Below are 13,269 nucleotides of genomic sequence, written 5' to 3'. Positions count from 1 at the left end.
ACAATATGATGAAGCTTCCCGCTGAACTAGCAATCACCCAAGTTGAAAACTTACACCAAGATTTATTACAAGAATTACACCGCAATGATGATGTTTGTTTAGACATTAGTGAAGTTGTACGCGTAGATACTGCCTCGATTCAACTATTGTGTGCTCTGCAAAAGCACTTGCTGTGCGTACATCACAAAATTATTTGGGTTGGGCAAAGTGAGCCTTTAAAAAATGCCATTAATCGCTTAGGCCTGAGTGAATATCTAATACTAGAAAATGCAGATTAAGGAGTTCATATGAAAAGAATTTTAGCCGTGGATGATTCGGCATCGATGCGTCAAATGGTGAGTTTTACACTGAAAAAGGCGGGTTTTGATGTCACTGAGGCAAAGGACGGAAGTGAAGCACTTAGCATCGCAAAACAACAAGGTTTTGATGCTGTGATTTCCGATGTCAACATGCCAGTGATGGATGGTATTACTTTGATCAGGGAGTTACGCACCTTACCAAACTATAAATTTACGCCATTGCTAATGCTAACAACAGAATCAGGAATGGACAAAAAAGTAGAAGGGAAAGCTGCTGGTGCAACAGGCTGGATAGTTAAACCTTTTAATCCTGAACAGTTATTAGCGGTTTTAAAAAAAGTAATTCGCTAATCTAGGGGATGGGGTATGAGTATAGATTTAAGTCAATTTTTTGAAGTCTTCTTTGAGGAAAGTTTTGAAGGCTTAGATGCGATGGAAGCTGAGTTATTAAACTTGGTACCTGGCGAAGAAGATTTAGAAACAATCAATACCATTTTTCGTGCTGCGCATTCTATCAAAGGCGGCAGTGGTACATTTGGTTTTAACTCTGTGTCTGACTTTACTCATGTGCTAGAAACCCTATTAGATCAAATTCGTGAGGGGAAACGAGAGCTTACCGCAGAGCATGTTAACCTATTACTTAAATCTGTTGATTGCTTGCGGGAGTTACTTCGTGGCTTACAAGCAGAGCAAGAACCTAATTTAGACGAAGCTATTGCACTGAGAATTAAGTTTGAACAGATTTTAGGGGTAGATCAAGCCGAAAAAAATAAACTGGAAGTCACTGCTAGCCCCGCTCAACTTGCGCTAAACACCTATCAGATTGATTTTAAACCATATCATCATTTATTTAAAACAGGCAATGAGCCACTGTATATGATCAGTGAGTTGGCTGAATTGGGCGATTTAGAGACTCAAGCTTTCAATAATGAGATCCCTGACATTGCTGATTTAAGTCCCGATGATTGTTTTTTATCTTGGCGATTCTTTTTAAACACAGCAAAAGATGAGAGTGCGATTCGAGAAATATTTGAGTGGGTTGAAGATGATGCTGATATTACCATCGCGTTGTGCGGAGGGTTATTTGCTGATGATGATGATGATGATGATGCGCAAATTACAACACCTGATGTAATTGAGGAAAACCCTAATTCAACTTCAGCCCCTGCAGTTGTCAATGTTGCTGCGGTTAAACCAATAAAAAAAGGCACTGCGGTCAAAGCAAGCACTCCAGCTGCAGAATCTACTTCAATCAGAGTAGGCATAGATAAAGTTGATTCATTGATCAATATGGTTGGAGAGCTGGTTATCACTCAAGCCATGTTGAGCCAAATTGGTCAACAAGAGATCACCGAAGCGACTATCGCCTCTTTGCAGGAAGGTTTAGCGCAATTGGCTCATAATACTCGTGATTTACAAGAAAATGTAATGCGTATCCGAATGCTGCCAATCAGCTTTGTATTTAGTCGTTTTCCGCGTTTAGTACGAGATATTTCGCAAAAGCTAAATAAGCAAGTTGAGCTAAAACTGTTAGGTGAACAGACCGAGCTTGATAAAACTGTAATGGAAAAAATATCAGATCCTATGGTGCATTTAGTGCGAAATTCGCTGGATCATGGTCTAGAAACTGTTGAACAGCGTCTTGCTGCAGGTAAAGACCCAGTCGGTACAGTCACACTTAATGCATTTCACCAAGGTGGCAATATTGTTATAGAGATCATGGATGACGGACAAGGCCTTAATACTGTAAAGATTAAACAAAAAGCGGTTGCTAATGGGCTAGTAAGTGAAGCTGATGAGTTGGATGATGATGAAATTAATGAACTCATTTTTATGCCCGGTTTTTCAACCGCGGATGAGGTAAGCGACATATCCGGACGTGGGGTAGGTATGGATGTGGTCAGGCGTAATATCCAATCACTCAATGGCTCGGTTGAAGTTTCATCTGCTGCAGGTGTTGGGTCTACCTTCACTATTCGCTTGCCACTTACGCTGGCTATTTTAGATGGTCAGTTAGTGAGGGTTGCAAAGCACACCTATATTATTCCATTAATTTCTATTGTTGAATCATTACAAATAGATATCAGCAAAGTCAGCCGAGTGGGTAAAGACCTAGATGTACTTAGACTGCGTGATGAATACATTCCTATCTTGCGTTTATACAGTATTTTTAATCATCAAGGTGCGATAGAAACGCTTGATAAAACCTTGTTAGTGGTGGTTGAAAGCGATAACCAAAAAATTGGTTTGTTAGTTGACGATTTATTGTCACAGCAACAAGTAGTGATTAAAAGTTTAGAAGCTAATTACCAAAAAGTAGATGGCGTGTCAGGTGCCACTATATTAGGGGATGGTCGGGTTTCGTTGATTGTCGATATCAGCGGCTTAATTAAATTATCAGGATTAAGAAAACCCGGTAGCCAAGAATTGATTATTGAATCGCAAGCCAACTTGGAGGCTTCATGATCTCTGCGCACAGCGAATTAGATAACAAAATAATGCTTGAACAGGCCCAAGGAGTTAAGCAGTTTTTAACCTTTATTATGGCTGATGAAGAATACGGTGTTGATATTTTAACTGTTCAAGAAATTCGCAGTTGGGAGGAGATCACCGAGATCCCGAATGCCCCAGATTATGTAAAAGGGGTGATTAATCTACGTGGCACCATAGTACCTATTTTAGATCTTAGATTACGGTTTGGCTTAGCGACGATTGACTATGGACCTTTAACAGTGGTGATCGTAGTGAAAGTAATTTTTGAGCAAAATAGCAAGATTATGGGAATGGTAGTCGATGCCGTATCTGATGTTTACAGTATTGTAGAGCAAGATGCGAAGACGGTGCCTAACTTTAGCGGCTCAGAGAATGCTGAATTTATCGCAGGGTTAGTGAATGTCGGTGAGAAGATGGTCGCGTTATTGGACCTGCAAAAAACAATGGATATTTAGCCAAATACTAAATATAGCAAATGGTGATCAACAAGAAGGTGATGGGCATGGGGTGGTTTAGTAATTCTAAAAAATCAAATAATGATTTAATCGTTACGGCATTAAATAAGTCACTTGCGGTGATTGAGTTTGAACCTAGCGGCATAATTATTACGGCGAATAATAACTTTTTAGATGTAATGGGTTACCCCTTAGAAGAAATTCAGGGCCAGCATCATTCAATGTTTGTATCTAAAAAAGAAGCTCAGAGCAGTGAATATAAAAGCTTTTGGCAAAGCTTGAAAGGCGGAGAGTTTATTGCTGATGAGTTTCAGCGGATCAGTAAAAGCGGCAAAGATGTGTGGATCCAAGCAACTTATAACCCCGTTAAGGATGAGCATGGAAATGTTATAAAAGTTGTGAAATTTGCCAGTGATATTACGGCGCAAAAGATGGTTGCTGTTGAAGCTGCGGGTCAAATTGCTGCTATTAGTAAATCTCAAGCGGTGATTGAGTTTGGTTTAGATGGCAGCGTGTTGACCGCGAATGACAACTTTTTGCAGACATTTGGTTATCAGTTAGAAGAAATAGTCGGGCGGCATCACCGTATATTTATTGAACCTGAGGTTGCTAAAAGTGAGCAATACCAACTGTTTTGGCAAAAATTAGGTCGTGGTGAATTTGACTCAGGTGAGTACTTACGTATCGCTAAAGATGGCAGTGAAGTATGGATCCAAGCATCTTATAACCCAATTTTTGATCTCAGTGGCAAACCTTATAAGGTGGTTAAATATGCGACAGACATCACAGCTCAAAAAGAATTAGAAAAAGAATCAAAAAGGGATGCTGATCTATCGAGCGCATTAACGATCTGCCAGGCGAGTGTGATGATGGCAGACAATGATTTACAGATAGTGTTTGCTAACAATCAATTAAAACAAATGTTCCAAGCCAGACAAGGTGAGCTGCAGAGTGTACTAGGTGATTTTTCCGTCAATAGTATAGTGGGCTCAAGTATTACGGCATTTTTTGAAAATACAGCACAACAGGTTCAGTTGTATACAAACTTGACCGACTCTATTGAGTCAAAACTAGAAATTGCATCGTTAATTTTTAATATTATTGCGACCCCTTGGTTTAATAAAGAAGGTAAGCGCTTAGGAACAATAATTGAGTGGCAAGATTTAACCGAAAGTATTAAAAAATCGACTGCTGAAAAACGTGCTGCTGAAGAGAATTTACGTGTACGAAGAGCGCTGGATCGGGTTGCCACAAACACCATGATTGCAAATACTAAAAACGATATTATATATATGAATGAAGCGGTGCAAAATATGATGCGCGCCGCAGAGCAAGATTTACGACGCGACTTACCTAATTTTGATTGTAGTCAGTTAATAGGGCAAAACATTGATGTATTTCATAAAAACCCAGCTCATCAACGCAATCTGTTAAGCAAGCTAACCGATACTTACAGTGCAGAGATACTTGTAGGTGGGCGCACCTTTGGCTTAGTTGCGAACCCTATTTTTTCCCCAGAAAATGAACGTATTGGCACTGTGGTGGAGTGGGAAGATCGAACAGCCGAAGTCGCAATAGAAAAAGAAATTGCTGACTTAGTCAGCTCTGCACGCAAAGGTAATCTAGACGCTCGTGTTACAGAGCAAGGTAAGGGCGGTTTCTTTTTACGCTTAGCTAAAGGTCTAAATGGTTTAATTGGTATTGTTGATGATGCTGTCACCGGTACTGCTAATATGCTTGATGCGATGGCCAATGGTGATTTATCAAAACGGATAGAGCAAGAGTATCAGGGGTCGTTTGAAAAACTCAAGCGTGATGCCAATACCACGGCTGATAAATTAACGGAAGTCATTAATCGTATTAATACCTCGGCAACCTTAGTGGCAAGTGGAGCAGAGGAAATATCTCAAGGCAACGCTGATCTAAGCCAGCGTACAGAAGAGCAGGCCTCATCGCTTGAAGAAACAGCATCTAGCATGGAGGAAATGACCAGTACAGTACGTCAAAATGCTGATAATGCAAAAGTGGTTAATGAATTAGCAGAAGAAACGCGCGACAAAGCGCAGCAAGGGGGCGAAGTTGTTAATCGCGCGGTGATCAGCATGTCGGCAATTAATGAGTCGAGTAAAAAAATTGCCGATATTATTAGCGTGATTGACGAAATAGCATTTCAAACTAATTTATTAGCTCTTAATGCCGCTGTTGAAGCTGCTAGAGCTGGTGAACAAGGGCGTGGCTTTGCTGTCGTTGCCGGCGAAGTGCGTAATCTAGCGCAGCGTTCCGCGGGGGCTGCAAAAGAAATTAAAGAGTTGATCAGAGATAGCGTTGGTAAAGTTGAAGATGGCACTTTATTAGTTAATGAATCAGGAGCCACTTTAAAAGAAATTGTTATTGCAGTACAAAAAGTAACTGAAATGATATCTGATATTGCAGCAGCATCCGAAGAGCAAAGTTCAGGTATTGAGCAAGTCAACAAAGCTATTTCGCAAATGGATGAAATGACCCAGCAAAATGCGGCCTTAGTTGAGCAAGCATCCGCGGCCAGCGAGTCAATGTCAGAGCAAGCGAATGATATGACCCGGTTACTGAACTTTTTTACTATAAGTCAGCAAGACGCTGTAATTAATACTGCATCAGTAACTCCTACTACCGCGCCACCACGTAGTAATAATATCCGTAGTAAAGCGCGAGGTAATAACTTTGCTAATTCAGCTGATGAATGGGAGGAATTTTAACGTTTTTTGCAATCGCATTACTAGTTAAGCCTCTGTACTTTGAAAAATCCAGAGTCTTAACTTTTAGCAATTTTGTTAATATTCAATCGCAGCTCAGTCACGCCTATTGCGAGTAATTGTAATGAAAGAGTTTTTACTAACCGACCATGATTTCAAGCAAATAGCTGCAATAGTTTATGACGCGTGTGGCATTGTATTAGGTGATCATAAACGAGAAATGGTCTATTCACGTCTTGCTCGTCGGCTCAGAACATTGCAGCTGACAAATTTTAAACAGTATTTAGCTTATTTAGAGGCACATAAAGAGCAAGAATTTAGTGATTTTATCAATGCAATAACAACTAATCTGACTTCTTTTTTTCGTGAATCACATCATTTTGATTATTTGCAATCCCATGTAATACCCAAGTTATTAGTGACAAATAAAAGCACTCGGCGAGTTCGGATATGGTCTGCAGGTTGTTCAACTGGGGAAGAACCCTATTCTTTAGCTATGACCTTACATGGGTTATTTCCAGCCGATTGGGATGTGAAAATTTTAGCCACTGATTTGGATTCAAATGTATTAGCTAAAGCACAATCAGGTACCTACACTGCGGCTAATGTGAATGGACTTGAACAACATCAATTACAGCGCTGGTTTTTAAAAACTAAAGATGGTGAGTTATTCAAAGTTAAACCTGAATTACAGCAAAAAATTCATTTTAAGCGGTTGAATTTATTACAAGACTGGCCAATGAAAGGGCCTTTTGACGTGATCTTTTGTCGTAATGTGGTGATTTATTTTGATAAAGAAACAAAAGATCAGTTATTCCACCGTTATTGTCATATTTTAGCTGAACATGGGTACCTATTATTAGGTCATTCTGAAACCATGGGAAAGGAGCATAGTGAGTTTAAAAACTTAGGTAAAACTATGTATCAGAAGGTGATTTATGGATAGTCATTTTAAGCCAGTATTACATGGGTTTGAGCATATTAAGCGGTTTTGGGACTCAGGTCAGCGGCAAGTTATTGCTAAAGTATTGCCCGGTGAGTTTTACGTGTCAAAAAACGATGAGGTGATTTCCACTGTGCTAGGTTCATGTATTGCTGCTTGCATTTATGATGACAAGCTTGGTGTGGGTGGCATGAATCACTTTATGTTACCGATTGAAAAAGGCGTAGAGCCAACTAGTGCGCATAACTTAAATTGTCGTTATGGTAACTGGGCGATGGAGTTTTTAATTAATGAAGTACTTAAAAATGGCGCCTCTAGGCAAAATCTAAAAATAAAACTGTTTGGCGGCGGTAAAATTATTCGCTCGATGACAGATATTGGCCTTGGTAATATTCGCTTTGCTTACTCTTATGTGCAAGAAGAAGGGCTAGAATTAGTGTCTCATGATGTGGGGGGGCCTTGGCCGCGTAAGGTCAATTTTAACCCTCAAACAGGCAAAGCGCAGGTTAAAAAATTGCGCGACATGCACACTGATGTGATTGAAAAACGCGAAGTCCGTTATTTACATGATATCGAAGAACAAGATTCTAAAACCGATATTGAGTTATTTTAAGGGGTAAAAAATGGTCAAGGTGTTAGTGATTGATGACTCGCCATTGATTCGACGAGTATTGACGGAGGTACTGCACCAGGCTGATGATATTCAGGTCGTAGGGTGTGCAGAGGACCCTTATCAAGCACGAGAAATGATTAAGCAACTTAATCCCGATGTGCTGACTTTAGATATTGAAATGCCGAAAATGGATGGCATTAGTTTTTTGAAAAACCTAATGCGTCTACGGCCTATGCCTGTGGTAATGATATCAACGCTCACCCAAAAAGGTTCACCGATGACTTTGGAGGCGCTGGAATTAGGGGCAGTTGATTTTATAGCTAAGCCGACAGTCAATGTATCTGAGCAATTAAGCCAGTATGCTAAATTAGTGCAACAAAAGGTCCGTACGGCAGCGGCGGCACGAGTACGGCCTTTTAAATTAAGCCAAGTACAACCTATCGAAACGTTAAGTAATGCACAGTTTAGTATCAATAAGGTTTTGGCGATTGGAGCTTCAACAGGAGGAACAGAGGCGATTAAAGAGGTGCTAATAAGAATGCCAGAAAACTGCCCTCCGATCGTTATCACGCAGCATATTCCACCTGTGTTTAGTAGTTCATTTGCTTTGCGCATGGATAGGACATGTACTATCAATGTCAAAGAGGCGCAGCAAGGCGATAAGTTAAAAGCTGGCTGGGCGTTTATCGCCCCGGGTGGTCAACACTTAAGCGTTATACAGCAAGGAGGCAGCTTATATTGTCAGCTTGATGAGAGCGAGCCGGTTAACCGTCATCGTCCTGCGGTTGATGTATTGTTTAACTCGCTGGTTAAAGTGTGCCCTAAAAATACCATCGCAGCTTTATTAACGGGTATGGGGAGCGATGGTGCGCAAGGTTTACTGGCGCTAAAACAGCATGGTGCTTATACCGTAGCGCAAGATGAACTATCGTCAGTGGTATGGGGCATGCCTAAAGCCGCTGTAGAGATCGGAGCAGCTTTAGCGGTGGTCTCGCTTGATAAAGTGACGCAGCATCTACTAAACCAAGCAATGAAAAAGTAGTCACCTTATAAACTTGAGCTGATTATCCCGGGCTCAGGTTGATAATTATCAAGGGATTATATTTTTACTGCACAATTACCCACGGTTGTGAAAACCAATAATAGCTATTCTTATGAGTAATTGATGGTGCTGTGCAGTTAAATCGTGACCGCCCTTGAGCTAAATTTTTCGGTGAATTTATGGTCACAGTATCAGCTGCTGACCAGTTTAGTTTTGCCTGACCGATGCCCGATACATAACAAGCTAGCTGACTTTTATGAAAGTCTCCCATATTAAATTTAATGCTGATCTGAGGTGGGTTTTGGCTGGTCACGCTATCAATATAAGTAAGCTCTTGGATTGAAAATGCGCGAGAGTTTAGTTTGGTCACTAGCGTATCAAGCTTGCTATAAAACCCAGAAGCCGGAAAGCGTGGTAAACGGCTAAAATCAGAGTCTTTGTTGATGGCACCAGAGTGTTGGCCAATACCAATAAAGCCCAACTCTTTCACTAAACTTTGTAATTGGTTATTAAACTCGCCATATGGATATGCTAAATATTTATAGTCATGGCCAATTTCTTCTTTGATCCGTTGTTGTGATGACAAAATATCTTGCTTAACACGCGCCTGCCATTGTTGGGTTGTTTCATCGGCTAATTTACGATGTAGGTAATCATGTTGTGCGCTGTGATTGCTGATCAGAGCACCTTTTTTGGCAAGTTCTCTGAGTTTATCCCAGCCCATTACATAGCCTTTACCTTCATCAATCAATTTTGGATTAACGAAAATAGTATAGGGGTAAGCAAACTTTTCTAATATCGGCGCTGCTTGTTCATAATTATTGTTGTAACCATCATCAAAGGTAATAGCGACGGTTTTATCTGGTAAACTTTGGCCTTGTTGTAAAGCAGATAGTAATTCATTCAGTGGCACTACGTTAAAGTCATGCTGTTTTAGATAGTTTAAATGCTCAGTGAAGGTTTCTGCACTGACACTGGTGACTGCTGGCAGGGTCTCACTGACATGGTGATACTGTAAAATAACTGCGCTGTGAGCAGGTAAAGATAGACAAAAGAGGATCGATAGCAGACTGTGAAAAAATTTCTTAATCGTCATAAAGCACACCATAAAAGCTTGCTGTTGTTAGCTGGTCCAATGATATTATCAAATATAACCGTGCCACTGTTAGGAATAGTTGATACTGCAGTAATAGGGCATCTTGGTAGTGCTCATTTTCTTGGCGGAATTGCCTTGGGCGCCACGGTGATTTCATTGCTATTTTGGTTGGCGGGCTTTTTACGCATGAGTACCACAGGGCTGGTTGCGCAAGCTTATGGCAAGAAAGATTATCCTCAATTAGCCGGATTATTAAAGCGCAGTTTAGTATTAGCGCTTATCGTGGCATTTTCTTTAATTGCTTTATCGCCACTTATTAAAAATGCCATAGCTTACCTTTCTGGTTCCAGTGCGCAGGTGCTCGCACAAGCTTATAGTTATTTTGAAATTCGTATTTTTAGTGCACCAGCGGCATTATGTAACTTGGTATTATTAGCTTGGATGTTAGGGATTCATTACGGTAAAGGGCCTTTTTATTTATTACTAGTTACTAATATCACCAACATTGTTTTAGATATTTATTTTGTTGTGTACTTAGATTGGCAAGTCGCCGGAGCTGCTTGGGCATCGTTGATTGCCGATTATACCGCGCTATTATTTGCATTATTCTTGGTTTTTAGGTTAGCGAAAAAAATGACTGTGCCGCTATTTTTAGGTGGGTGGTTTAGCCGAGATAAAATGTGGGCGTTATTAAGTCTTAACCGTGATATTTTTATTCGCTCCTTAATTTTACAACTGTGTTTTAGCTTTATGACCTTCTATGGTGCACGCATTGGCGAGGTAACGCTTGCGGTAAATGCTGTATTACTGAACTTTTTAATGCTTGTGAGCTTTGCTCTTGATGGTATTGCCTATGCAAGTGAAGCAAAAGTTGGCCAAGCAAAAGGTCAACATAGCGTACGGCGTATAAGCTTATGGGTAAAAATAAGCGTATTTTGGGGAATGCTATTTGCTTTTTGTTATAGCGTGTTTTTTGCATTGTTTGGTTCGCAAATTATTACCTTATTAACAGATATTCCTGAAGTGATCAAAGCCGCTAATGAATACTTACCATGGTTGATTTTTATGCCATTAGCGGCAATGAGTTGCTTTTTGTTTGATGGTATTTTTGTTGGCCTAACCAGAGCTCAAGATATGCGAAATACCATGCTAATTTCAGCATTAGTTGGATTCTTTGGCGTGTTTTGGGTGTTTAATGCTTGGCAAAATCATGCGCTTTGGTTAGCAATGACCTGCTTTATGCTACTGCGTGGCGTTACATTGATCGTACGTTATAAGCAGTTGCAGACAGCGCAGCAGTTACTGAATTAATAGAAATAGCAATAAATCTAAAGTTCACTTATAACTTTGGATTTATTGTGCTAAAACGGCGTCGTTAAGCACTGTTTATTTTAACTTCGATTCGCATCTTGGGATGGCTTGGATATATGACTGAACTTTATCATTGGTTTGATTTAATTGGCATCGCCGTATTTGCCATGTCAGGCACTTTAATTGCCTATGATAAAAAAATGGATGGCTTTGGAGTCGTGGTACTGGCGACGGTCACCGCGATAGGTGGTGGCACAATTCGAGATTTGATTTTAGATGTTCCGGTATTTTGGTTACACGACCAAAGTTATTTTATCGCGATATTTGCATCTGTCTTTGTTACCACGCGATTGATCAATAAGCAAAAATCAATTCCTTTATATCATTTACAAGTTGCAGATGCGTTTGGTTTAGCGTTCTTTGCTGTAATGGGGGCGCAAAAAGCATTGCTCGCGGGGATGCCAGCTACAACCGCAATTATTATGGGGGTGATCACCGGTTGCTTTGGCGGGGTAACGCGAGATGTGTTGGCAGGCAATATTCCTATGCTATTAAAAGGTGAGCTATATGCAATTACTTGTATTGCTGGTGGTATTGTTTATACCCAAGCAATTGTATTGAACATTGAGACAGAGATAGCGATGGTGTTAGCGATGTTAACCACCTTGCTGTTACGCCTTGCAGCAATGAAATGGCAACTAACACTACATATTTTTAAATATCCTGACTAGACTGTAAAGAACAGAACGTTACAGGGACAAAGGATGTCATTAGCTCGAATTTATTCTCGTGCCCAAGTGGGTATTCAAGCACCTGAAGTGATCGTTGAGGTGCATCTAGGTAATGGTTTACCAGCATTTCATATTGTAGGTTTGCCCGAAGCCTCAGTAAAAGAAGCCAAAGATCGTGTACGCAGCGCATTAGAAAACTCTAAATTTGGTTTTCCAGACCAACGCATTACAGTCAATTTAGCACCTGCTGATTTACCCAAAGAGGGGGGGCGTTTTGATTTAGCGATTGCGGTTGGTATTCTCATCGCTTCAGAGCAAATTGTTTGCACTGATATTGAACGCTATGAATTTTATGGTGAGCTGGCACTGAATGGCGAAGTGCGTGGCGTGAATGCAATACTCCCATCAGTTTTAGCAGCTAAAGCACAAGGGCGTTGTTGTTTTTTACCTTTAGTAAATGACAGTTTAGCGAGTTTAGTAAATGGCGTTGAGCGCAAAGCGGTCTCTTCTATCCAAGAAGTATGGAGTGATTTACTCAATCAGCAGCCTTTACCTCTTAATATTAGCTACCCAGAACAGCAACATAGCGGTGTTGAATTCTTAATTGATTTAAGTGATGTAAAAGGCCAGCCGGGCGCGAAAAGAGTGTTAGAAATCGCTGCGGCGGGTGGCCATAATTTACTTTTTTTGGGGCCACCTGGTACGGGGAAGTCAATGCTCGCGCAACGTATGCCGACTATTATGCCGGGCATGTCCGATGATGAGGCACTTTCCACCGCAGCGTTGTATTCAATTATTGGCCAAAGTGTCGATCTAACTAATTGGCGCAAGCGACCATTTCGTAATCCTCATCACACATGCTCCGCTGTGGCACTAGTCGGAGGCTCTTCAAACCCAAAGCCCGGGGAGATTTCACTAGCGCATAATGGCGTATTATTTCTTGACGAACTACCAGAGTTTGAACGTAAGGTGCTTGACTCATTACGCGAGCCTATGGAGACAGGCACAGTAACGATTTCAAGAGCGGCAAGGCAAATGGAGTTTCCTGCACAGTTTCAATTAATTGCGGCTCTTAATCCAAGTCCTACGGGTTGTCATAATGATAAGCGCGCAACTCCGGATCAAGTTATGCGTTATTTATCGCGAGTATCAGGACCATTTATTGACCGTATTGATTTACAAATAGAGCTACCACGTTTAAGCAGTGCGCAATTGCAAAGCACTCAAGAAGAACAAAGTAGTGCGACTGTGCGCACGCGGGTCGAGGCGGCATATAATCTGCAATTGCGTCGCCAAGGTAAAGTCAATGCGCGACTTAATAATAAAGAAATGAGTGTGCATTGTGCGCTTGCAGCGCCGGAGTTACAGTTTTTAGCTAAAGCCAGTGAAAAGCTATCATTATCGCCACGCTCTTATCATCGAGTGATCAAAGTAGCGCGAACAATTAGTGATCTAAAAGGGCAAGATAATATTAGTTTAGATGAACTAAAAGAGGCACTCAATTATCGTGCATTTGAACGTTTTTTATCACAATTAACCCAGTATTAGTGGTTA

General features: G+C 40.8%; 12 protein-coding genes. 11 read left to right on the top strand and 1 reads right to left on the bottom strand.

All coding sequences use genetic code 11. The features are described 5' to 3' along the window. Nucleotides 1-5: 5 nt before the first annotated feature. The 8 genes from PVK79_RS00475 to PVK79_RS00440 all read left to right on the top strand — a co-directional run bounded on the left by PVK79_RS00475 (nt 6) and on the right by PVK79_RS00440 (nt 8,577). Entirely contained in the window at nt 6-278 is a 273-nt protein-coding gene (locus PVK79_RS00475; protein WP_145238313.1) for an STAS domain-containing protein, read from the top strand. Nucleotides 279-287: 9 nt separating this feature from the next. Further along, nucleotides 288-650 carry a response regulator gene (locus tag PVK79_RS00470; RefSeq protein WP_145237813.1) on the top strand — a complete coding sequence of 121 codons (363 nt, stop codon included), beginning with the start codon at nt 288-290 and terminating at the stop codon, nt 648-650. A gap of 15 nt (nt 651-665) precedes the next feature. Continuing rightward, the gene (locus PVK79_RS00465) at nt 666-2,765 is read left to right on the top strand and encodes a chemotaxis protein CheA (protein ID WP_257325111.1); all 2,100 of its coding nucleotides are present in this window, start codon (nt 666-668) and stop codon (nt 2,763-2,765) included. Further along, nucleotides 2,762-3,247 carry a chemotaxis protein CheW gene (locus PVK79_RS00460; protein ID WP_145237819.1) on the top strand — a complete coding sequence of 162 codons (486 nt, stop codon included), beginning with the start codon at nt 2,762-2,764 and terminating at the stop codon, nt 3,245-3,247. Before PVK79_RS00465 ends, PVK79_RS00460 begins: the two co-directional genes overlap by 4 nt. 47 nt (nt 3,248-3,294) lie before the next feature. Beyond that, a complete protein-coding gene (locus PVK79_RS00455) occupies nt 3,295-5,982 on the top strand; it encodes a methyl-accepting chemotaxis protein (RefSeq protein WP_182760132.1) in 2,688 nt (895 codons plus the stop codon). 121 nt (nt 5,983-6,103) lie between these two features. Next, nucleotides 6,104-6,925: a CheR family methyltransferase gene (locus tag PVK79_RS00450; RefSeq protein WP_145237825.1), complete on the top strand. Its 822-nt coding sequence runs from the start codon at nt 6,104-6,106 to the stop codon at nt 6,923-6,925. Further along, the gene (gene cheD / locus PVK79_RS00445; RefSeq protein ID WP_149980431.1) at nt 6,918-7,535 is read left to right on the top strand and encodes a chemoreceptor glutamine deamidase CheD; all 618 of its coding nucleotides are present in this window, start codon (nt 6,918-6,920) and stop codon (nt 7,533-7,535) included. Before PVK79_RS00450 ends, cheD begins: the two co-directional genes overlap by 8 nt. Before the next feature lie 10 nt (nt 7,536-7,545). Continuing rightward, the gene (locus tag PVK79_RS00440; protein WP_182739922.1) at nt 7,546-8,577 is read left to right on the top strand and encodes a protein-glutamate methylesterase/protein-glutamine glutaminase; all 1,032 of its coding nucleotides are present in this window, start codon (nt 7,546-7,548) and stop codon (nt 8,575-8,577) included. 64 nt (nt 8,578-8,641) lie between these two features. Here the strand turns inward: PVK79_RS00440 and PVK79_RS00435 are convergent, their stop codons facing one another. Next, nucleotides 8,642-9,673, bottom strand: coding sequence for a polysaccharide deacetylase family protein (locus tag PVK79_RS00435; protein WP_257325110.1), 1,032 nt, complete (start codon nt 9,671-9,673; stop codon nt 8,642-8,644). On the opposite strand from PVK79_RS00435, the gene dinF reads away from it, so the two are divergent. The 3 genes from dinF to PVK79_RS00420 all read left to right on the top strand — a co-directional run bounded on the left by dinF (nt 9,650) and on the right by PVK79_RS00420 (nt 13,263). After that, a complete protein-coding gene (dinF, locus tag PVK79_RS00430) occupies nt 9,650-10,984 on the top strand; it encodes an MATE family efflux transporter DinF (RefSeq protein WP_257325109.1) in 1,335 nt (444 codons plus the stop codon). The two genes, PVK79_RS00435 and dinF, sit on opposite strands and share 24 nt — an antisense overlap. Nucleotides 10,985-11,100: 116 nt before the next feature. Continuing rightward, on the top strand, nt 11,101-11,715 hold the full coding sequence (locus PVK79_RS00425) for a trimeric intracellular cation channel family protein (protein ID WP_145237840.1): 615 nt from the start codon (nt 11,101-11,103) through the stop codon (nt 11,713-11,715). Between the two features lie 33 nt (nt 11,716-11,748). Beyond that, on the top strand, nt 11,749-13,263 hold the full coding sequence (locus PVK79_RS00420) for a YifB family Mg chelatase-like AAA ATPase (RefSeq protein ID WP_257325108.1): 1,515 nt from the start codon (nt 11,749-11,751) through the stop codon (nt 13,261-13,263). Nucleotides 13,264-13,269 lie beyond the last annotated feature (6 nt).

The sequence above is a fragment of the Pseudoalteromonas rhizosphaerae genome (assembly GCF_028885455.1).
Taxonomy (GTDB): Bacteria; Pseudomonadota; Gammaproteobacteria; order Enterobacterales; family Alteromonadaceae; genus Pseudoalteromonas; species Pseudoalteromonas rhizosphaerae.
Note: the sequence above shows the minus strand (reverse complement) of the source record. Positions and strands in the feature narration are given on the sequence as shown.

Excerpts from the sequence above, each read along its gene's own strand:
- PVK79_RS00475 (WP_145238313.1), top strand. The coding sequence starts at position 6 with ATGATGAAGCTTCCCGCTGAACTAGCAATCACCCAAGTTGAAAACTTA.
- PVK79_RS00470 (WP_145237813.1), top strand. The coding sequence starts at position 288 with ATGAAAAGAATTTTAGCCGTGGATGATTCGGCATCGATGCGTCAAATG.
- PVK79_RS00435 (WP_257325110.1), bottom strand. The coding sequence starts at position 9,673 with ATGACGATTAAGAAATTTTTTCACAGTCTGCTATCGATCCTCTTTTGT.
- PVK79_RS00455 (WP_182760132.1), top strand. The coding sequence starts at position 3,295 with ATGGGGTGGTTTAGTAATTCTAAAAAATCAAATAATGATTTAATCGTT.
- cheD (WP_149980431.1), top strand. The coding sequence starts at position 6,918 with ATGGATAGTCATTTTAAGCCAGTATTACATGGGTTTGAGCATATTAAG.
- PVK79_RS00460 (WP_145237819.1), top strand. The coding sequence starts at position 2,762 with ATGATCTCTGCGCACAGCGAATTAGATAACAAAATAATGCTTGAACAG.
- PVK79_RS00450 (WP_145237825.1), top strand. The coding sequence starts at position 6,104 with ATGAAAGAGTTTTTACTAACCGACCATGATTTCAAGCAAATAGCTGCA.
- PVK79_RS00440 (WP_182739922.1), top strand. The coding sequence starts at position 7,546 with ATGGTCAAGGTGTTAGTGATTGATGACTCGCCATTGATTCGACGAGTA.
- PVK79_RS00425 (WP_145237840.1), top strand. The coding sequence starts at position 11,101 with ATGACTGAACTTTATCATTGGTTTGATTTAATTGGCATCGCCGTATTT.
- PVK79_RS00420 (WP_257325108.1), top strand. The coding sequence starts at position 11,749 with ATGTCATTAGCTCGAATTTATTCTCGTGCCCAAGTGGGTATTCAAGCA.
- PVK79_RS00465 (WP_257325111.1), top strand. The coding sequence starts at position 666 with ATGAGTATAGATTTAAGTCAATTTTTTGAAGTCTTCTTTGAGGAAAGT.